We start from the raw sequence: 19,264 nt of genomic DNA on the forward strand, positions 1-19,264 counted from the left end.
TGGAACGAGAACCCGAGCCCCTTCACCTGGACCGCCACCGCCGACGAGATCCTCGCCAAGGTCCGGCTCGTCCAGACCAGCGTGAAGAAACTCGTTAATAACAACTCGAAGTAACGCAATCAGGATCACGAGACACTAGTGGCGAAGGGCAGTCGGGGTTATTTCAGGAAGAGGGGTGTGAGTCGTCCTGGTCCGGGGGGCCCCTATCTCTTTCGTCAAGGGGCGGGGCGTTTGATTCGTGATCGTTCAGGCGGTTTGGGGGATGGTGCGGGACTCGAAGAAGGTGCCGTCGCGGAGCATCGCGAAGAGCACGTCGACGCGGCGGCGGGCGAGACACATCAGGGCCTGCTTGTGCCGTTTACCCTCGTCCTTCTTGCGTTGGTAGTAGGCCCGGGAGGCCGGGTCGGACAGCGAGGCGAACGCGGCCAGGAAGAACGCCCGTTTGAGGTGTTTGTTGCCTCTGCGGGACGGGCTCTCGCCGCGGATCGAGGACCCGGATCTCCTGGTCACAGGGGCCAGGCCCGCGTAGGCGGCGAGGTGTCCGGCGGTGGGGAAAGCGGTGCCGTCGCCGACGTCGATGAGGATCCTGGCTCCGGTCCTGACGCCTATCCCCGGCATCGACGTCAGGAGCTTGGAAAGAGGGTGGGCCTCCAACAGGGACCCGATGGTGGCCGCGAGTTCCTTGCGCTGGTCGAGCAGCGCGGTGAGGTTCGTCGCGAGCTTGGGGACGATGACCGCGGCGGCCTCGGTCCCGGGGACCACGACGGTCTGCTCGTCCAGCGCGGTGAAGATGTCTTCGACCAGCCGCTCGGCCATCCTGGGCGCCTTGGGCCGCAGCAGCGTCACGAGACGGCGGCGGCCGGCCTTGCGGATCGCCTTCGGCGAGCCGAACCGCTCCAACAGGGCCAGCACCGCGGGGTGCTGGATGCGCGGGCCGAGCACCCGTTCCAGGTGCGGGTGGATCTGTGTGAGCAGGCTGCGGAGCCGGTTGGCGACCCGGGTCACCTCGCCCGCGAGGTCGTCGTCGAAGCCCACGATCATGTGGAGTTCGGCGACCGTCTCGTCCGTCAGCTCGATCGAGCGGAGGGTGTGGGGCATGGTGCGGGCGGCGTCCGCGATGATCGCCGCGTCGCGGGCGTCGGTCTTGCCCTCGCCGGGGTAGAGGTCGGCGATCCGCCGCATCGTCAGCCCGGGGAGGTAGGCGACTTCGCAGCCCGCGTCGCGGGCGACGGCCAGCGGCAGGGCACCGATCGAGGCGGGCTGATCCACCACGACGAGCACACGGCCGTACTTCGCCGTGAGCTTGTCGAGCACGGCCCGTATCTTCGGCTCGCTGTTGGGCAGCGGCTTGTCGATGACCTGTTTGCCGTCCGGCAGCAGGCCGGTGGCGTGGTGGTCGCCCTTGCCGACGTCCAGGCCGAGGAAGACGGCCACGTCGCGGGTGTCGATCACGTACATCCTCCTGGGAGGGTCTTGTCTTCCCGGCCAAGGCGCGGCACCAGCAGCCGGCAACCACGTTACGAAGAGCGTTGCCAGCGGACCGGCGCTCCTGCCCCTATCAGCGATCAACCGGTGCCTCCCGGCCCGGTGACACCACCCCCCGGGTCATGGTCGACAGGGGGACATAGTCTGCCGGGCCAGAAGGCCGGGAGCCCCAAGATCGGGGCCGTCTAGAAGGTAACGGGGGCTAGGAGATCTTCTTGAAGTCGTCTACCTGGGGGCGCTGACCTGCGGTGATGTTGCTGGGAACGTCTCTGGCCTGGGCTGATCCGTCTTTCTGGGCCTTTCACGCTCGTGCCCGGTTACGCAGTCGATTCTCCCCACGCGCTCCCCAGCGCCGCTCATACTCCCCAGATTCTCCCCAGGGAATGGCCCCGAGCGTGGTCGGTGGGGCGTGCTGGAGAAGCTGCCCCGGTGGGTCCGATGATCACAGACGGTTGCTGCCGAGGGTTGGGGCGGAAGCCGTCGGCAGTCGCTGCCACCCATTTTGCGTGCCTCTCCATGATCTCCGGATGACCCTGGCTCACGACAGGGACGGCGCATCGGACGGCGACGTGGGCGGCACCGCCATCGGAGCACACCGGCGCCGGCGGGGACCACGAGATCGAGTACGCGGCCGAGTTCATGTTCGCCGGAACACCCCCGCGTCGGCGGGGATGACATCGCGGTCTCGGTCTCTGGCAGCGAGGTACTCACGGATGAGCCGACCGAGCACGTAGCCTTCATGGAGGCGTTCGTTGAACGCAGCTCGCTTGAAGGCGCCGCGCTCTTCGGGTTCCAGGAAGGCCAACAGATGCTTTGCCTTCGGATGCTGGTAACCGCAGCAGATCACTGCGGCACGACGGTCTCCTCGACCAGCGATTCTCGCTGCTGCCAGGGTTCTACAGACCGATGAGTGCACGCGAGATAGCGGATGAGTGGCAACTCTTCACCCGCTTCTACGACAAGCGTACGGCGGACGAGGAAGGAGAGGAGGTGGACTACGACTTCATGAAGATCGGGGCCAGCCACGTCCTGTACGGACATCCGCAGTTGATCCCCATCGCGCGGGACGTCGGCGGGGGTTACCTCGTACTGGACCACCGTTCCGAGATCGACCGGGGGGGCGCGTCCACGACGCTGAGGCCACGGAAGGCATTATGCGTGGATCACACGAGATGTGGACGTCCCTGCCGGTGCTCATGGAGACGATCGCCACGTCTCTCGAGACTAACCAGCCCCTCAACGACTACACGCCCGTAGTGGACGAGGAGCAGAGACTGTACTGGAACTTCATACCGTTGCGCAGTGACCGGACCTTGCATCGGTCATGACACAGCAGCGGATAGTGAGCTCGGTGGAGCTGCTTCGGGGCGAGTGATCACGGCCCCGTAACCTTCCGGCGAGTCGGGCAGTCTGTGGACTGCCCGTTACCTGACTTCGGCATATCTGGGTCAGTTCGGTCTGTCGAGAGCGAGGCCGGTCCCGGCGAGGAATCCGCCGAGGATGGTGTGCCGGTACTGCAGTGCTTTGAGTCGCCTGCGGAGCAAGGTCTCCAGCTCGCTCAGGGTGCGTCCGCGCGGAGGGTTCGGATGTGAAGTGATCGGTTTGCTCGAGCTGGATGTGCAGCTCGGCCAACCGCGGTTCGTCAACGGCCCTCACGGCTGCGACGGTTCATCCGGCGGATCACGTCCCGGGTCCCGGAACACCAGTGGTTGGCGCACGCCACGGGCTGGGATGACGTTTACCCACCATCGGCCGCCTGGCCCCGTAGGACCAACTCCTGGACTGCTGCACAGAAACACCGCGCAGCCCGAGTGCCGCAAAGACCAATTGGCCTCATCTTCCCGGCTCAGCGTCAAGTCCGGGCGGACGCGACCGTCCGGGACTTCATGCCGTCGCCCCGCTGCCCTTGGGGCTCCGCTGCCCTTGTACGCACTTCGGGCAGCTCGGGTTGTGGCAGGGGCCCGGCTTCCAGAGGGGAACGAAGACTCCCATGGTCTTGTGCCGCGTGATCTCCGCGCTCACGGGATGGTGGCAGGCGGGGCATACATGTCTGGCCTGCGGTGCCGTCGCACGCTCGTCGCTGTGCATACCTCAAGATTAAGGTACTTTGCCATAATTTAGGAGAGATATTGCAGGGATTGGAAGGGTGCATGAGGGGATCGATTGGAAGGGTGCATGAGGGGATCGAACCCTGGCTGAGGCTCTGACGAGGATGGAGTACATGGGGTGCGGCGGGCTCGGGAGGATGCGCTCCATGCTGACTGCACGGGGGTCTGTGCAGGTCAGCTGTGCTGCGGCGGATCGCCCGTGTCCCGCGTCTTCGGCGCCGGAGAATGCTCATCGGTCGAACCCGGGGCGACACCGTTCTCGTCCCGTGCGCCCGGGGCGGTCAGGTCCGGGGTGATCGGCCGGGGGCGCCGAATACTCAGTGCAACGGATACCGCCAGGACCGTGACGATGACCGCCAGGCTGATGGGTGATGGGATCTCCGGGATGCTGCTGCTGAACATTTTGTGGGATGCCTGGAGGATCAGCTTCACGCCGATGAAGGACAGGATCAGCGCGAGGCCCTTGCTGAGGTAGTGGAACCGGTCCAGCAGCCCGGCGAGCAGGAAGTACAGGGCACGCAGGCCGAGGATGGCGAACGCGTTGCTGGTGTAGACGATGAAGGCTTCGTCGCTGACCGCGAGGACGGCGGGTACGCTGTCCACGGCGAAGACCAGGTCCGCGGCCTCGATCGCGGCGACCACCGCGAGCAGCGGGGTGGCGACCCTTTTGCCGGCTTCCTTGACGAAGAACTTCATCCCGGCGTACTCGTCCCTGACCGGCATGACCTTGCGCAGCAGCCGCACGGCGATGCTCTTGCCCGGGTCGAAGCTGTCCTCTTCCTCTTTGAGGATCTTGTAGGTGCTGTAGAAGAGGACGGCGGCGAAGGCGAACAGGACTGCGGTGAACCGGCTGACCACGGCCACTCCGGCGGCCAGGAAGATGCCTCGGAACACGAGTGCGCCCATGACGCCGAAGAACAGCACGCGGTGCTGGTAGGCGCGCGGCACCTTGAAGTAGGCGAAGATCAGCGCGAATACGAACAGGTTGTCGACCGACAGGCTCTTCTCCAGCAGCCACGCGGTGGTGTATTCCACCCCCGGCGTCGCGCCCAGCACCAGGAAGACGACCGCCCCGAAGACGAGGGCGAGACCGACCCACACCCCGCTCCAGGCGGCGGCTTCCTTGAACCCGATGACATGCGCCTCCCGGTGCGCCAGCAGGTCCACGGCCAGCGACACGACCACGGTGACGGCGAAAGCCGCCCACAGCCACAACGGCACATCGAGCACGAGAGACCCCCTCATGCGGACGGGGTAAAAGCCTGCCTTTGAAAAAGTCTGACCCAGGAGTTCCGGCTTGTCGCCCGCACCCCACGTGGGTGACCCCAGTTCAGCGGAGTTGTGGCAAGAGGGTACGAATACGGGTGCACGTACGCTACGGCCGCCTCTGTTCCGGCTTGTTCTGTGCAACCTGAGGTGGGGAACGAGCTGAGAGGCTGTGCCTGGGCCTTTCCCCGTGACCGGTGGGTCGGTCAATCGAAATATGATTTGAGTGTGCCGCGGCGCCGGATATCGAGGGTCGCGCAGTGGAATGAGCCGCCGAATGGCGCGTAGTGCAGCAGGTCGCAGGGGATCGGCTCGAACCCCCATGTCTCCAGCGCGCGCAGCATGTCGATGTGGTGACGCTCCGCGACCACCCGCTTTTCGTCGATCATGAGAACGTTCATGCTGAGCCACTTGCCGCACATCGAGGTGACCTTGAGCAAGCGCTCATCGATCGGGTTGGGCTCAGGGGCGATCAGGATGTCCCACGAGTTCAGGACGCCGGGCAGGTGGTCGACATCGATGTACTCAGGATTGACCAGTACCTTGCCAGGGGCGAGCGGGACAAACGTGGTGTCGATGTGCATCGGTGTACGGCAGCGGCTTTCGATCTCGTGGATGCGGTAGTCAGGTCCGAGATGGCGGCGCAACCAGGCGATGCCCATCCGGTTGGTGACGTTGCTCCGCGTGACGAACAGGTCGCGTCCCGCGCGTACGAAATCCGCCGCGTCGAACACCGGCTCGAACTCGGTGAGGATGTAGCGCATGGGCTCACCATGTGCGGGGGGACGGAAATCCGCCTCGAACAGTGCCTCCGTGAGCTGGGGCTTTGGTGCCGCCGTCCAGCGGGCGCCGCGCCGGAAGTAGTCCTTGAGGATCGTGCGGTAGGAGAGGGTCTCGAAATATCGGCACGGCCATGCCATCGGGGTCTCGATGATCTCGTCGTCGATCACGAGCAGGCTGTCCCGCGGGCAGGTGTTGCAAAACCCGCGTGATGTCCAGTCGGGGGTGCCGAAGCGTTGCCTGTGGTCGACCGCCTCCGGGCGCCTGACCGTGATGCCGAGGGACTGCAGGAGGGCGATGAACTGATCGAGTTCGCGCTGCGCCGTCTCGATCAGCATGCGCGGATACCTGAAGCCGGCGGCAAGCCCCTGCAACCGTGCGGCCCATGGCGGGATGTTGCAGGTCACCACCGGATGGTCGGAGGGGATCGTCGCGTCCTCAAGACGCCCCACAACGATCTCCTCCAGTGGGTCCCACTCGTTGTGCGAATTGACCGGCGAGACCAGAGGCTCCGTGGACTCGACCGCCGCCGCCGTCCGAACGCCGGGCCTCTGCACCCCTGCCGTACTCACCGGCTTTCGATCTGCGCACATGGTACGGACTCTCGCCTTCGATACTCGCCAGTCCACAGGCCGAAGGCCGACACCCGAGTGCCCTGCTCCACGACCCTGAGGTCCCGCGTACCGCTGCCGGAGCGGCTGGCACCCCTCCGGAGTTCGCGCTCGTTCGCCAGCGCCTCGTGCCGGCATCCCGCATGTTCATGCTTGCCTGCTCACGCGGCCGAGTGCCCACACGATCATCGTTCAAACCCTCGTCCATCTGCGGCAGATGCACGGTGCGTGCGCTGCGAGGAACTCCTGCGCGCCCCGTCGTGTTCTTCCTGGACGCGGCTGCCATCACCGGCGAGGCACTGCGGTCGGATCGCGGCCGCACCCACCCTTCCGGGCGGGGGCCGGGACGCAGAGTAAGAGGTGGGCGCAGTACGTGGCCGGATGGTCTCGGCGAAGGCCGTTGTCGGCGACACCGCCTACCGCTGGGTGTGGCCCACGGCGAGGGGAACGCGCCGTCGTCCGCAACGGCCCGGGGTGCGGGCCCGCGCGCTGCGGATACGGGCATGCCGACCGGCCGGGGCCGAGCCCTGGGGCGTGCTGGTGCGCGAGCGGCGGATGCTGTGGGGAGCGTCCCAGACCTGGCCAACAGCGGCTGGCCAAGCCCGCCTGTCGGTCGGGGGCCCGCTGGCCGTCGGGGATGGTCTGCCGGGCGCCGGTTGCCGGCCGGGGCCCGAGTGCAGTTGTTCTGCGGGTGCTGGGCCCGTCGGTCGGCTGGTCGGCTGGTGGCTGAGGGAGCGGGTCGAGGGCGTTGTGCCGTTACGCACCCCTGCCGCCCACCCAGCCGGAGCCGCGGCCCGCTCGGACCTTGCCGGAGCGGACGGCAGCCTGGAGACACTCGCCGTCGACCACGTGCTGGCCGCCATCGGCTACCACCTCGGCATCAACGCCGTCTCCTTGTCTGCACCTGCACCTGCACCTGCACCTGCACCTGCACTGTGCCGCGACGCTGTTTGTGTGTCCGGCGCGACGGTGCCCCACCTGACCGCCACGCTCGAATCGTCCGTGTCCGGCCTGCGCTTCAGCGGATCGTGGGTCGCCCGATGGCCGGACCGACTATGTCGTCTCCGGAACCGCCCGGTCGGCACCAGGGAACCGTCTGTGGTGTGGCTGGCACAGGGCTGACGCGTTCCTGGTCGGGTGTGAAGGGGCGTGCGCGGGCGATGAGCAGGGCGACATCGTCGCGGTCCTCCGGATGCCGCAGGTCGTGGAGCAGCCGGTCGCAGGTCTCTTCCAGCGAGCGGCCCGGAGCGTCGAGGAGGCGGAGGAGGGTGTCGAGACGTTCGTCGATGGGCTGGTGGCGGGTTTCGACCAGTCCGTCGGTGTACAGGACCAGTTGGTCGCCGGGGGCGAGATGGAGGGTGGTGGTTTCGAAGAGGATGCCGCCGACGCCCAGGGGTGTGCCGGTGGGCAGGTCCAGCAGCCGAGGACGGTTGCCGCCGGGGACGAGGACGGGGGGCAGGTGGCCGGCGTTGGCGATGTGGCACGCGCCGTCGTGCGGGTCGTAGGCGCCGTAGAGGCAGGTGGCGATGTACGGGTCCAGACCGGACGTGATCGCATCGAGCTGCTCGAGGACCCGGGTGGGGCCGAGGTCGAGGCCGGCGAACGCCGCGGTGGCGGTGCGCAGACGGCCCATGGCTGCGGCGGCGTCGATGCCGCTGCCCATCACATCGCCCACGACCAGTGCTGTCTTGTCCCCGCCGAGCGGGAGGACGTCGTACCAGTCGCCGCCGATCTCGTAGGCGGCCTGTGCGGGCAGGTAGCGGGAGGCGACCTGCAGGCCGGGAAGGTCGGGCGGGTGGTCGGGGAGCAGGCTGCGCTGCAGGGTCTCGGCCGCGTTGCGCACACTCAGGTGCGTACGGGCGTTGTCGATGCACACCGCGGCACGGGACGCCAGCTCGGCGGCGATGGCGAGGTCGTCCTCGTCGAAGGGCCGCGGATCACGCGCACGGGTAAGACCCAGGAAGCCGAGGACGGTGCCCCGTGCGGTGAGCGGGACGGCCATGTAGGAGTGGACTCCGGCGCGTGCCAGCAGCGTGGCGGCGTGCCCGTCGCGGGCGATGCGCGTCAGGTCGTTTCCCTCGGCGTGGCGGATCAGGATGGGCCGGCCGGTGCGCACGCAACGGGTGGCCAGGCGGTCGGCGTCGTAGGCGGCGATCTGGCCGGGGGAATCGGCTGCCTTAAGGGCTTCGGTGGGATAGGCGGCCTTCACCGCGAGAGCGCGGAAGCGCGCGCGGCCGTCCGTGGTGGCGGGGCGGTGCTCGTCGAGCACGGAGTCGAGCAGGTCGACGGAGACCACGTCGGCGAACTCGGGCACGGTCACCTCGGCCAGCTCCCGGGCAGTCTGGCCGATCTCCAGGGTGGTGCCGATGCGGGCGGAGCCATCGGAGATCAGAGCCAGGCGCCTGCGTGTCGCGGTGGCTTCCATAGCCGACTCGTAGCGCTCGGTGACGTCCACGGCCAGCTCGGCCACCCCGAGAACCCTGCCCTGGGTGTTCTCCAGCCGGTATACAGAGATCGACCAGGCGTGCTCGTGCTCCGAGTCGGCCGGGGTGCGGCCGACGACGGGGGACCGGTCGACCAGCGGCACACCGGTCTCAAGCACCTGCCGCAGCGCGGCTTCGACCGCATCGAATTCCGTGGCGGTCATGATCTCGCGGTAGCGGCGGCCGAGGTGCTCCGTCGCGGGGATGCCGTGGATGCGCTCCAGAGCGGGGTTGACGGCCACGTAGCGCAGATCGGTGTCGAAGATCGCAATCCCGATGGGAGACTGGGAGATCAGCCGGGTGGACAGGGCGACGTCCCGCTCCAGCTCACGCAACGTGGAGGAGTCCGTGCCGAGCCCCAGGGCGTAGAAGCCGCCGCGGTCGTCGAGCAGCCGCATGTTGCGCAGCTCCACGGGCCGTGTGCTGCCGTCCTTGCACCGGACGGGAAAGGTACCGCCCCAGCTCTGGCCGGTCTCCATGACCTCGGCGAACTTCTTGATCACCCAGTCGAAGTGCTCCTCGTGGACGAGCAGCCGGGCGGCGTACTGCCCGAGTGCTTCGTCGGCTGTGTAGCCGTACAGTTCCTCGGCCTGGGGGCTCCACAGGACGATCCGTCCCTCGGCGTCCAGCAGCACCGCCGCGACAGCGAGAAAGCTCATCAGCCCGCTCGGCGGCGATGGTTCATCCTCCCGGCGGGTGCCCGACCAGTCGAGGTCCGCGGGAGACCATTCGGCTCCGCTCATCGCGGCACTCCTTCCGCCGGCCGGCACCGGGCCACATCCGCCGGCCTGGAGCGCGGGCCGTCTGCGTCAGCAGGCGCTTGGACTTCCATAATCCCCCCGACCACCGGATAACACACCCGTCGATAGAGCGTCGGCTGGTATGAAGCGGTCAGAGCGCCGCCTTTCCGCGCACATCGCGCGTGACCTGCATTGATGTGACTGACGGCACACGGAAACGCAAGCGCTGGTGGGTCGTTGCTCCATGGCCTCAACACTTGGCCAGCACTTCACGGGACGCAATCGTCCGCCGCGGCGGAACAACTGCGCCCCCTGGCGTCGCCATTGCGGGTGCTGACTGCGTCCCTGAGACCGTCCCGTCAGGGCGGCTGCTCCCAAGGTCCTTCCTGCTCCGAGGAGTCCTCCCACGGCTGTACCCAGCAGAGCAGCCACCCCAGCGTCCATTGCTGCACCTTCCCATTGTCGAGTTGTACGACATCGTTCCCTGGCTTTTGGCGCGTCACGCTGCGGATCCAGACGATTGCCATACCCCGAGGGAGCTGCCGAGTGCCGGGGGAGCCTGCCCCTTCGGTTGGACTGCGGAGTCCCTCAACAGCCAGGACATGGAAGGGTTCCTGTGCGTCTACAGACGCCCGGTTTGGACCAGTCGCGTCGGGCGAAGCCGTGACCGCAGTGGCGCGTCGTGATTGGGAGGGAGCTGGATCAGACCTTGATCACGGTGATCCGTCCGCTGCACAGCGCGGTCAGGTCCTCGGGGTCCGAGGTGAGGATCGTGACCGGTCCGGGTGCAGCGAGGCCGGTGGCACCGAGCATTGCGTCGATGGCGTACTTGTGGCCGTGCAGGCCGGCGTCGGCGAGGAGGGCGGCGGCGTGGCGGGCGAGGGGTTCGGTCAGCGGTTCCACGACGAGGCGGGAGAGGGGCCACTCCAGCGCGGGGCGGTTGATCCGCGGGTGGACGACTTTCACCAGGGTGGCCGCGGAGGTCATCACCTGTAGATCGTCGGCGCGGGCCAGGACGAGCCAGGCGGTGACGGTCCGGTCGCGGAGGACCGCCTTGGCCAGTCCCTCGCTGTCCAGTACGAGAGTGCCGCCGGAGACGGCGGGGGAGCGGCTCACGCGGCGTTCGCTCCGCCCGCGGCCTGCTCGTCGCGGGCCTGGTGGAGCTGGTCACGCAGGGCCTGGATCTCCTCGGTCCGTGACGGGTCCGTGTTCGGCTTCGGCGACGGGCGATGAGCTCGTTGAGGTTGTCGCGCTCGATCTGGCGGGCAACCGCTGCGGCGACGTAAGCGGACGGGCCGGAGGGGCCGCTGCGGGCCTTGGCGGCTTCGGCGACGTGCCGGCGGGGTCGTCGAGGGTCCAGTCGAGGTAGCGCTTGCCGGGGAAAACGGGGCAGGCGTCGCCGCAGCTTATGCTGACGACGTCGGCGGCGCGGACGGCGGGTATGGACCCGAAGGAGCACCACGGCGCTGCACCGGAGCCCGAACAGCCTGTGGACCGATCCCCGGCGCAGCCGCACGGTGATGGACGGCCGGACGGCGGCAGCACAGTCGCGTATTTGGCGGGCGAGTTCGGTGCGGAGCTGGTGCGGGCCATCCCATCGGCCTGGCCCAGAGCAGCAGCTCCCCTCACGGGTCCCGGGGGCCGTCGCAGCTGAGCTGGTATGTCTTCGCGACCGAATACGCCCGGGCACACTGGCCTGGGAGGGCGGCGAAGAGCGTTCAGTATTGCTCGGTCTCGACGAACCTCGTGTCCGCGTCGTTGGTGGCGAAGGTGTCGACCGCAGCCGTGGGGTCGAATCCGGGCGGGCTGTCCTTGAGGCCCAGGCCCAGGCCGGCCAGCTTCGCCTTGACCTCGTCGATCGACTTCGCGCCGAAGTTGCGGATGTCCATCAAGTCCGCCTCGGAACGTGCCAGAAGCTCACCCACCGAGTGGACGCCCTCACGTTTGAGGCAGTTGTACGACCGAACGGTGAGCTCCAGCTCCTCGATCGGCAGCGCCAGATCAGCGGCAAGGGCGGCGTCCGTGGGGGACGGGCCCATGTCGATGCCCTCGGCGTCGATGTTGAGCTCGCGGGCGAGCCCGAACAGCTCGACCAGGGTCTTACCGGCGGAGGCCATGGCGTCACGGGGACGCATGGCCTGCTTGGTCTCGACGTCGACGATCAGCTTGTCGAAGTCGGTGCGCTGCTCGACACGGGTCGCCTCGACCTTGTACGTGACCTTGAGAACCGGCGAGTAGATGGAGTCGACCGGGATGCGCCCGATCTCCTGGCCCACCTGCTTGTTCTGAACGGCGGAGACGTAGCCGCGACCGCGCTCGACGGTCAGCTCCATCTCCAGCTTGCCCTTGCCGTTGAGCGTGGCGAGGACGAGGTCGGGGTTGTGGACCTCGACACCGGCCGGGGGCGCGATGTCGGCGGCGGTGACGAGACCCGGGCCCTGCTTGCGCAGGTACATCACGACCGGCTCGTCGTGCTCGCTGCTCACGACCAGCTGCTTGATGTTGAGGATCAGGTCGGTGACGTCCTCCTTGACGCCCGGCACGGTGGTGAACTCGTGCAGGACGCCGTCGATGCGGATGGACGTGACCGCCGCACCCGGGATCGAGGAGAGGAGCGTGCGACGCAGGGAGTTGCCGAGGGTGTAGCCGAAGCCCGGCTCCAGCGGCTCGATCACGAACCGGGAGCGGAACTCGTCGACGACCTCTTCGGTCAGGGACGGACGCTGAGCAATCAGCACGGGGTGTTGCCTCCAGTGGTTCGGCGCCCGCTATGTGACGCCGTAGACACCACGAAGAGTACGGGCGATGCGGGCGATACGGCCTCCGCGGAGACCGAACCGCCCGTTTGCCCAACCCGGCGAGGAGGCTTCGGGCCTCCCGCCCGCCGCCCCCACGGGCGCTCCTGTTTTGTCCGCGTCCAGCGTGGCCATGGCCGGGTGATGTCGTGATCATGGCCTTGGCCGGTTGGCCGATGCGTCCCGGCTCGAGACCCCCGTTGCGTCAGGCGCTGTGCAGTTGGCGTAAACGAGTCGTGGGCCGGCCGCCGTACCCATGTCCGCAGTCAGATCTGTGCCGGGACGCCGAGGTCGTCGAGGAGTCCGCGGACGCGGCGCTCGATGTCGTCGCGGATGGGGCGGACGTCGTCGACCGTCTTGCCCGCCGGGTCGTCCAGGGTCCAGTCGAGGTAGCGCTTGCCGGGGAAGACCGGGCAGGCGTCGCCGCAGCCCATGCTGACGACGACGTCGGCGGCGCGGACGATCTCGTCGGTCCAGGGCTTGGCGAACTCGCGGGAGATGTCGATGCCGCGCTCGCTCATCGCGGCGATGGCGGCGGGGTTGACCTCGAATCCGGGTTCGGAGCCACCGGACCAGGCGACGGCGCCATCGCCGGTGAGGTGCTGGAAGAAGCCCATGGCCATCTGGCTGCGGCCGGCGTTGTGGACGCAGAGGAAGAGCACGACGGGCTTGCCGTCGGTGGAGTGGCCCTCGACCTTGGCCAGGGCGCGCAGGCGCTGGCGGGCGAACCGTTCGGCGATGAGCGGGAGGAAGTTTGGGATGGTGCTGCGGCCGGCGAACTGGTCGTAGCTGGTGTGCAGGAAGCGTTCGATGGTCTCCTGGCCGAAGACGCCGTCGAACTCGCGGCTGAGGTGGGTGGCGGCGGTGCGAAGGGCGAGTTGCTGGTCGATGCTCAGGATGCGGTGTGGGACGGGCGCGGTCTCAGTCATCGCTGCCTCCAGGAGGGCGGACGGCGGGAGCCAGCCGGTCGATCCGGTCGGCGAGATGATTCAGGGCGTCGGCGAAGGCGTCGTCGGTGCCGGTGCGGGTGGGGTCGGGTACCGACCACTGCAGGCGGTCGGGGACCCGGTGGCCTAGCTGTATTGACCCGTGAGCGTTGTCGCAGACGGCGACCACGAGGTCGTCCGGACGGAGCGTCTCGTCGATGTGGGAGGTGCGGGCGGCTGCCAGGGAGAGGCCGTGTTTGCGTGCGGTCGCGACGGCACGGGGGTGGACTCGGGGGGCGGGCTGAGTTCCTGCCGAGGCGGTCGGCACGGTGCTGTGGCGCTTCCAGAGGGCGGCGGCGAGGTGTGAGCGGGCGGAGTTGTGGGTGCAGACGAACACCATGCGGGGCGCCGTACGCAGGGGAGTCGGCATGGTGTCGGCCAGGGCCTGTACGCGCAGGCGCAGGTAGGTCCCACCCCTCGGCTCCCCCTGGGATGCGGTCCTCGTCGACGTCGATCGCGGCCTTAACACCGAGTTGGGCTCCGGCGGTGGCGGCGAGGGCGGTGTCGGGGCGTACGCCGACCACGACCAGGACGAGGTCCGCACCACGGGTGAAGGTCTTGCCCGACGGGCCGCTGGCCCGGTCATGGAGCAGGCTGCCTGAGGGGTCGCGGGTGATCGCGGTGACCTGGGTGCGGGTGAGCACTTCCACGCCGTGGTGGTCGAGTTCGGCGTGGATCAGAGCGCCGAGTTCCGCATCGACGGTGGGCAGGACCTCGGGCAGGGCTTCGATCTGGGTGACGGTCAGGCCGCGGGTGGTGAGGGCTTCGGCCATCTCCAGCCCCATGTAGCCCGCGCCGATCACGATGGCCGACTTGGGGCGGCGTGCGGCGAGGGTCTGCATGATCTGGAAGGTGTCGCCCATGCTGTGGAGCAAGTGCACGCCGTCGCCTGGACCGAGTGCGTCCGGGCCGGTCAGCCCCTCGATCGGCGGGCGGACGCTGACCGCACCTGTGCCCACGATCAGTGCGTTGTACGGCAGTTCATCAGTGTGGCTGTCGGCGTCGCGCACGGCCAGCCGCTTGCCGGGCACGTCGATGGCGGTGACGAGGGTGTCGGTGCGGACCTGCATGCCGGTGGCCTTCAGGTCCGCCAGGGTGCGGTGGGCCAGGTCGCTCCAGTGGCCGACCTCGCCGGAGACGTAGTACGGGATGCCGCAGAGGAAAAAGTTCGGGTAGGCGTCAGCCACCACCACGGTGACCTCACCGTCGGGATCCAGCTCGCAGGCGCGCAGGGCCGCGCTGATGCCGGCGTCGCTGCCGCCGATGGCGACGATGCGTCTGCTGGCCACCGGGATACCTCCGTCAGATCTGTCGGAGAGGAAGAAAGAGATAGGCCGGTGGGGGTGTTGGGGGCGCCCCACCGGCGTCGCGCATCAGGTGAGGTGGCCGGCGAGTTCGCGATCCAGCGCGGCCTTCGGCTTGGCGCCCACGTTGGTCTGCACGACCTCGCCGCCCTTGTAGAGGTGCAACGTTGGGATGGACATCACGCCGTAGCGGGCGGCGATGGCCGGGTTCTCGTCGATGTTGAGCTTGACGATCTCGATCTTGTCGCCGTGCTCGGCGGCGATCGCCTCCAGCGAGGGGGCGAGCTGTCGGCAGGGGCCGCACCAGGAGGCCCAGAAGTCGACCAGGACCGGCTTGTCGCTGATGAGCACGTCCTGCTCGAAGGAGGCGTCGGTGACGTTCTTAAGGGCCATGATGGTGCTCCAGAAGACGATCAGCGGGCGGCCGCGACCGGCTCGCCCGCAGCTTCGGCGTTGCTCAGGGCGGCGAGGTACCGTTCGGCATCGAGGGCCGCCGCACAGCCGGAGCCCGCCGCGGTGATCGCCTGCCGGTAGGTGTGATCGACCACGTCACCCGCGCCGAAGACGCCGGGGATGTTCGTTCGTGTGGAGGGCGAGGCGACCTTGAGGTAGCCCTCGTCGTCCAGGTCGAGCTGGCCGGTGACCAGGTCGGTGCGCGGGTCGTGGCCGATGGCGACGAAGAGGCCGGTGGCCGGGAGGTGGGAGGTCGTGCCGGTGACGGTGTCGCGCAGGGTGAGCCCGGCGAGTTTGCCGCTGGCCTCGTGGATCTCGGCGACCTCGCTGTTCCAGGCGAAGGAGATCTTCGGGTCGGCGAAGGCGCGGTCCTGCATGGTCTTGGAGGCCCGCAGGGTGTCGCGGCGGTGGACGATCGTCACGGAGCGGGCGAAGCGGGAGAGGAAGGTGGCTTCCTCCATCGCCGTGTCGCCGCCGCCGACGACCACGATGTCGTGCTCGCGGAAGAAGAAGCCGTCGCAGGTCGCGCAGTACGACACACCACGGCCGGACAGTGCGTCCTCGCCCGGGAGATTGAGCTTGCGGTGCTGCGAGCCGGTCGCCACGATGACGGCCTTCGCCCGGTGGACCGTACCCGCGCTGTCGGTGACGGTCTTGACCGTGCCGGTGAGGTCGGCCTCGACGATGTCGTCGGGGACGAGCTCGGCGCCGAAGCGTTCGGCCTGGGCGCGCATGTTCTCCATCAGCTCCGGGCCCATGATGCCGTCGCGGAAGCCGGGGAAGTTCTCCACCTCGGTCGTCTGCGCCAGCGCGCCGCCGGCCGTGACTGCGCCCTCGAAGACCAGCGGCTTCAGCGAGGCGCGGGCGGTGTAGAGGGCTGCGGTGTATCCGGCGGGTCCGGAGCCGATGACGATGACGTTGCGTATCTCCGGACTCGTGCCGGTGCTCGTGCTCATGCCTGGGGCTCCGGCGCGATCTCCTTGATCAGGCCCTCGACCAGCACCTTGATCTCGTCCCGGATCGGACGCACGGCCTCGACGCCCTGGCCAGCCGGATCCTCCAGCTGCCAGTCCAGGTACCGCTTGCCGGGGAAGACCGGGCAGGTGTCGCCGCAGCCCATGGTGATGCAGACGTCCGACTCCTTCACCGCGTCCACGGTGAGCATCTTCGGGACCTCGGCGGAGATGTCGATGCCGACCTCGCGCATGGCCTCGACGGCGGCCGGGTTGACGCCCGCGCCCGGGTTGGAGCCGGCGGAGCGGACCTCGACGCGGTCCCCGGCCAGGTGGGTCAGCCACGCGGCGGCCATCTGGGACCGGCCGGCGTTGTGGACACAGACGAACAGCACGGAGGGCTTGTCGGACATCAGAGGTCTCTCTTGTCTCACGACGGCATCAGGTGCGAATGACATCAGCACCTGGTGGTGTCAGCCACCACTGATGTGACAGTATCAGTCCATGATGACGTCAGTCGACACTGATCTGATCCGGGTTCTGGCCGACCCGATCAGGCTCCAGATCGTGACCCTGCTCGCCAAAGAGATGCTGTGCACCACCCACCTGGTGGAGGAGACCGGTGCCCGGCAGACCAACCTCTCCAACCACCTGAGAGTGCTGCGCGAGGCCGGGGTCGTCGAGACGGAGCCGTGCGGCCGGTTCACCTACTACCGGCTCAAGTCCGACGTCATCGCCCAGCTCGCCGGCCAGTTCGCCGACCTGGCCGAGTCCGCGCGCACCGCCGCCGAGAACAAGAGGGCCTGCCCATGACCGCTGCCGAAGCCGCCCCGACCGCGGAGTCCGCGACAGGCGCTCCAGCATCCGCCTCTGTCGGGTCCGCGCCGGGTGCCACTCCGTCGCGTACTCCTCTGGTCGCCCGGGCCGCCGCCGAACTCATAGGCACCGCCCTGCTGGTGGCGGTCGTGGTCGGCTCCGGCATCCAGGCCACCGAACTCACCAAGGACGTCGGCCTGCAGCTGCTGGCCAACTCCACGGCCACCGTCTTCGGCCTCGGCATCCTGATCCTGCTGCTCGGCCCTGTCTCCGGCGCGCACTTCAACCCTGTCGTCACGCTGGCCGAGTGGTGGACCGCCCGCCGCGGCGGCGCCGGCGTCACCCTGCGCGAGGTGACCATCTACGTCCCCGCGCAGATCGTCGGCGCGATCGCAGGGGCGATCCTGGCGGATGCGATGTTCGCCGAACCGCTGGTGAAGTGGTCCACACACGACCGCTCCGCCGGACACCTGCTCCTCGGCGAGATCGTCGCTACCGCCGGCCTGGTCCTGCTGATCTTCGGCCTGGCGCGTGCCGACCGGCTGCGGTTCGCGCCCGTGGCCGTCGCCTCCTACATCGGCGCCGCCTACTGGTTCACGTCGTCGACGTCCTTCGCCAACCCGGCGGTGACCATCGGCCGCGCCTTCACCGACACCTTCGCGGGCATCGCGCCGGGCTCGCTGGCAGGGTTCATCGGCATGCAACTGGTCGGCGGCGTGGTCGGACTGGCCCTGGTGGCCCTGATCTTCATGCCCGGACGATCGGCCGAATGAGCCACACAACGCAGGTGGTGGTGATCGGCGGCGGCCGGGCCGGGCTCGCCGCCGGCTACCACCTGCGCCGCCTCGGCCTGGAGTTCGTCATCCTCGATGCCCAGGCCGCGCCGGGCGGCGCCTGGCAGCACGCCTGGGACTCGCTCCGGCTGTTCTCCCCGGCCGCGTACTCCTCCCTGCCCGGCCGCCTCATGCCCGCGCAGACCGGCCAGACCTACCCCGACGTGCAACACGTGGTGCAGTACCTCACCGACTACGAGAAGCGCTACGAACTGCCCGTCGAGCGGCCTTTGCGCGTCCTCCGTGTCCACCGGGACGGACAACTTCTCCGCGTGGAAACCGACTCCGGCCCCTGGCACGCCCACTCGGTGATCAGCGCTACCGGCACCTGGTGGCGGCCCTTCCTCCCCGCCGTCCCCGGCCAAGCGGCCTTCGGGGGCCGCCAACTGCACACGGTGGATTACCGAAGCCCCGCCGACTTCGCACGCCAGCGCGTGATCGTGGTGGGCGGCGGCAACTCCGGCGCCCAGATCGCCGCCGATCTCGCCTGCGATACGGACCTGACCTGGGTGACTCAGCGTCCGCCGCGCTTCCTGGCAGACGACATCGACGGGCGCGTCCTGTTCGACGTGGCCACCGCCCGCCTCCGTGCCCTCGAAGAGGGCCGCACCGACACCGGCGGTGTCGCGTCACTGGGCGACATCGTCGCCGTACCGCTCGTACGGGAGGCCCGCGACGCCGGACGGCTGAAGGCGGCACCCATGTTCGTATGCCTCGACCGCTACGGAGTCGTCTGGGCCGACGGCATGCGGGCGCCGGCCGATGCGATCATCTGGTGCACCGGCTTCCGACCGGCACTTTCCCACCTGGAACCCCTGGGACTTCGCGGGGTTCGAGGCCACATCGCCACCGAGGGAACGCGAGCCATGGACGAGCCGCGCGTGCACCTGCTCGGCTACGGCGACTGGACCGGCCCCGCATCCGCCACCCTCATCGGCGTCGGACGTCCTGCCCGCGAAGCGGCCCGCGAGATCGCCGAGCAGAATCCGTAGGGCTCGTTCGGGCAGTCGTGGCTGGAGGCGTGCGCCGAGGTAGCCGCCGATCAGGCCGCCTGTGCCGCAGGCCAGCCCGAGCCACCAGTCGGGGACGACGTCTCCGGTACTGCCGAGCGACAGCACGGCGTAGGTGGCGGCGCCGACGACGGAGGTGGCGGCGAGCGCGGCCGGGGCGACGCGAGCGACGGGCAGGCCGCGTCCGGCGAGGATCGGGCCGCGGAGGGAGCCCCCGCCGATGCCGTAGATGCCGCCGACCACTCCGACCACCAGGGCGAGGCCGGTGAGCGTGCGGGGTCAACTTGCCTGCCGCCGCGGCGGCCGATGGCGTGCTGGGGTGAGGGTGCGCAGGCACAGGCACAGGCCGAGCGGCAGCAGCAGGGCGGCGATCAGGAGCCGGAAGACGTCGGGGCCAGCCGGCGCTGAGACCCGGGTGGCCGGGGGCGTCCAGGATCACGGTGTGCCACCGTGCCGCCAGGGCCTCGGCCATGCCCAGGCAGACCTTCATATTGGTGCCGGGCACCAGTACCACGCTCGGCACTCCACCAACAGGCTCCGGGCCGACGGCAACCACACTGGTCGCCCCCGTCGCCGTCGGTACCTCCCAGCGCCGGTGCGCCACGTCCCATGCGTCGATCCGGCGCGTGCACCAGTCACGC

Annotated in this window: 14 protein-coding genes and 4 pseudogenes; 3 read left to right on the forward strand and 15 right to left on the reverse strand. The window is 68.7% G+C overall.

Features of this window, described 5'->3' with window-relative positions; all coding sequences use genetic code 11:
* Nucleotides 1-246: 246 nt before the first annotated feature.
* The 14 genes and pseudogenes from AB0D57_RS40020 to AB0D57_RS40085 form a co-directional block, all read right to left on the reverse strand.
* Nucleotides 247-1,458: an IS110 family transposase gene (locus AB0D57_RS40020; RefSeq protein WP_362085425.1), complete on the reverse strand. Its 1,212-nt coding sequence runs from the start codon at nt 1,456-1,458 to the stop codon at nt 247-249.
* Between the two features lie 2,309 nt (nt 1,459-3,767).
* Nucleotides 3,768-4,823, reverse strand: coding sequence for a TerC family protein (locus AB0D57_RS40025; RefSeq protein WP_362085481.1), 1,056 nt, complete (start codon nt 4,821-4,823; stop codon nt 3,768-3,770).
* 242 nt (nt 4,824-5,065) lie between these two features.
* The gene (locus tag AB0D57_RS40030; protein ID WP_362085484.1) at nt 5,066-6,232 is read right to left on the reverse strand and encodes an amidinotransferase; all 1,167 of its coding nucleotides are present in this window, start codon (nt 6,230-6,232) and stop codon (nt 5,066-5,068) included.
* Nucleotides 6,233-7,268: 1,036 nt separating this feature from the next.
* Nucleotides 7,269-9,392 (reverse strand): SpoIIE family protein phosphatase, encoded by a 2,124-nt coding sequence (locus AB0D57_RS40035; protein WP_362085487.1) that lies wholly within the window; start codon nt 9,390-9,392, stop codon nt 7,269-7,271.
* Between the two features lie 783 nt (nt 9,393-10,175).
* On the reverse strand, nt 10,176-10,589 hold the full coding sequence (locus AB0D57_RS40040; RefSeq protein WP_362085428.1) for a DNA-binding protein: 414 nt from the start codon (nt 10,587-10,589) through the stop codon (nt 10,176-10,178).
* Nucleotides 10,586-10,833: pseudogene (locus AB0D57_RS40045) on the reverse strand (CopG family transcriptional regulator). Before AB0D57_RS40045 ends, AB0D57_RS40040 begins: the two are co-directional and overlap by 4 nt.
* Nucleotides 10,809-10,919, reverse strand: a pseudogene (locus tag AB0D57_RS40050) (phosphotyrosine protein phosphatase); the annotation flags it as partial. The pseudogenes AB0D57_RS40045 and AB0D57_RS40050, both read right to left, overlap by 25 nt.
* 272 nt (nt 10,920-11,191) lie before the next feature.
* The gene (locus AB0D57_RS40055) at nt 11,192-12,211 is read right to left on the reverse strand and encodes a DNA-directed RNA polymerase subunit alpha (protein ID WP_362085431.1); all 1,020 of its coding nucleotides are present in this window, start codon (nt 12,209-12,211) and stop codon (nt 11,192-11,194) included.
* Nucleotides 12,212-12,534: 323 nt separating this feature from the next.
* Nucleotides 12,535-13,197: an arsenate reductase ArsC gene (locus AB0D57_RS40060; protein WP_362085434.1), complete on the reverse strand. Its 663-nt coding sequence runs from the start codon at nt 13,195-13,197 to the stop codon at nt 12,535-12,537.
* On the reverse strand, nt 13,190-13,840 hold the full coding sequence (locus AB0D57_RS40065; protein WP_362085490.1) for an ArsR family transcriptional regulator: 651 nt from the start codon (nt 13,838-13,840) through the stop codon (nt 13,190-13,192). Before AB0D57_RS40065 ends, AB0D57_RS40060 begins: the two co-directional genes overlap by 8 nt.
* Nucleotides 13,755-14,615 (reverse strand): annotated as a pseudogene (locus tag AB0D57_RS40070) (FAD-dependent oxidoreductase); the annotation flags it as partial. The pseudogene AB0D57_RS40070 and the gene AB0D57_RS40065, both read right to left, overlap by 86 nt.
* Nucleotides 14,616-14,627: 12 nt before the next feature.
* Complete coding sequence (gene trxA / locus AB0D57_RS40075) at nt 14,628-14,951, reverse strand: thioredoxin (RefSeq protein ID WP_362085437.1); 324 nt, start codon at nt 14,949-14,951, stop codon at nt 14,628-14,630.
* Nucleotides 14,952-14,971: 20 nt separating this feature from the next.
* Nucleotides 14,972-15,967, reverse strand: a complete 996-nt coding sequence (trxB, locus tag AB0D57_RS40080; protein ID WP_362085440.1) for a thioredoxin-disulfide reductase — start codon at nt 15,965-15,967, stop codon at nt 14,972-14,974.
* Nucleotides 15,964-16,377, reverse strand: a complete 414-nt coding sequence (locus AB0D57_RS40085; RefSeq protein ID WP_328478660.1) for an arsenate reductase ArsC — start codon at nt 16,375-16,377, stop codon at nt 15,964-15,966. Before AB0D57_RS40085 ends, trxB begins: the two co-directional genes overlap by 4 nt.
* Nucleotides 16,378-16,468: 91 nt before the next feature.
* On the opposite strand from AB0D57_RS40085, the gene AB0D57_RS40090 reads away from it, so the two are divergent.
* Genes AB0D57_RS40090 through AB0D57_RS40100 form a run of 3 tightly spaced genes read left to right on the forward strand, consistent with a single transcriptional unit; the run spans nt 16,469 to nt 18,605 of the window.
* Nucleotides 16,469-16,777, forward strand: coding sequence for a metalloregulator ArsR/SmtB family transcription factor (locus tag AB0D57_RS40090; protein WP_362085445.1), 309 nt, complete (start codon nt 16,469-16,471; stop codon nt 16,775-16,777).
* Nucleotides 16,774-17,553, forward strand: coding sequence for an aquaporin (locus tag AB0D57_RS40095; protein WP_362085448.1), 780 nt, complete (start codon nt 16,774-16,776; stop codon nt 17,551-17,553). Before AB0D57_RS40090 ends, AB0D57_RS40095 begins: the two co-directional genes overlap by 4 nt.
* Nucleotides 17,550-18,605, forward strand: a complete 1,056-nt coding sequence (locus tag AB0D57_RS40100) for an ArsO family NAD(P)H-dependent flavin-containing monooxygenase (RefSeq protein WP_362085451.1) — start codon at nt 17,550-17,552, stop codon at nt 18,603-18,605. Before AB0D57_RS40095 ends, AB0D57_RS40100 begins: the two co-directional genes overlap by 4 nt.
* Here the strand turns inward: AB0D57_RS40100 and AB0D57_RS40105 are convergent.
* Nucleotides 18,579-19,037: pseudogene (locus AB0D57_RS40105) on the reverse strand (TSUP family transporter); the annotation flags it as partial. The gene AB0D57_RS40100 and the pseudogene AB0D57_RS40105 sit on opposite strands and share 27 nt — an antisense overlap.
* Nucleotides 19,038-19,264 lie beyond the last annotated feature (227 nt).

The organism is Streptomyces sp. NPDC048275 (genome assembly GCF_040652275.1).
Classification (GTDB): Bacteria; Actinomycetota; Actinomycetes; order Streptomycetales; family Streptomycetaceae; genus Streptomyces.

Coding starts and splice junctions, on each gene's coding strand:
- AB0D57_RS40020 (WP_362085425.1), bottom strand. CDS start 1,458: ATGTACGTGATCGACACCCGCGACGTGGCCGTCTTCCTCGGCCTGGAC.
- AB0D57_RS40030 (WP_362085484.1), bottom strand. CDS start 6,232: ATGTGCGCAGATCGAAAGCCGGTGAGTACGGCAGGGGTGCAGAGGCCC.
- AB0D57_RS40035 (WP_362085487.1), bottom strand. CDS start 9,392: ATGAGCTTTCTCGCTGTCGCGGCGGTGCTGCTGGACGCCGAGGGACGG.
- AB0D57_RS40060 (WP_362085434.1), bottom strand. CDS start 13,197: ATGACTGAGACCGCGCCCGTCCCACACCGCATCCTGAGCATCGACCAG.
- AB0D57_RS40065 (WP_362085490.1), bottom strand. CDS start 13,840: ATGACCGGGCCAGCGGCCCGTCGGGCAAGACCTTCACCCGTGGTGCGG.
- trxA (WP_362085437.1), bottom strand. CDS start 14,951: ATGGCCCTTAAGAACGTCACCGACGCCTCCTTCGAGCAGGACGTGCTC.
- trxB (WP_362085440.1), bottom strand. CDS start 15,967: ATGAGCACGAGCACCGGCACGAGTCCGGAGATACGCAACGTCATCGTC.
- AB0D57_RS40085 (WP_328478660.1), bottom strand. CDS start 16,377: ATGTCCGACAAGCCCTCCGTGCTGTTCGTCTGTGTCCACAACGCCGGC.
- AB0D57_RS40090 (WP_362085445.1), top strand. CDS start 16,469: ATGATGACGTCAGTCGACACTGATCTGATCCGGGTTCTGGCCGACCCG.
- AB0D57_RS40095 (WP_362085448.1), top strand. CDS start 16,774: ATGACCGCTGCCGAAGCCGCCCCGACCGCGGAGTCCGCGACAGGCGCT.
- AB0D57_RS40100 (WP_362085451.1), top strand. CDS start 17,550: ATGAGCCACACAACGCAGGTGGTGGTGATCGGCGGCGGCCGGGCCGGG.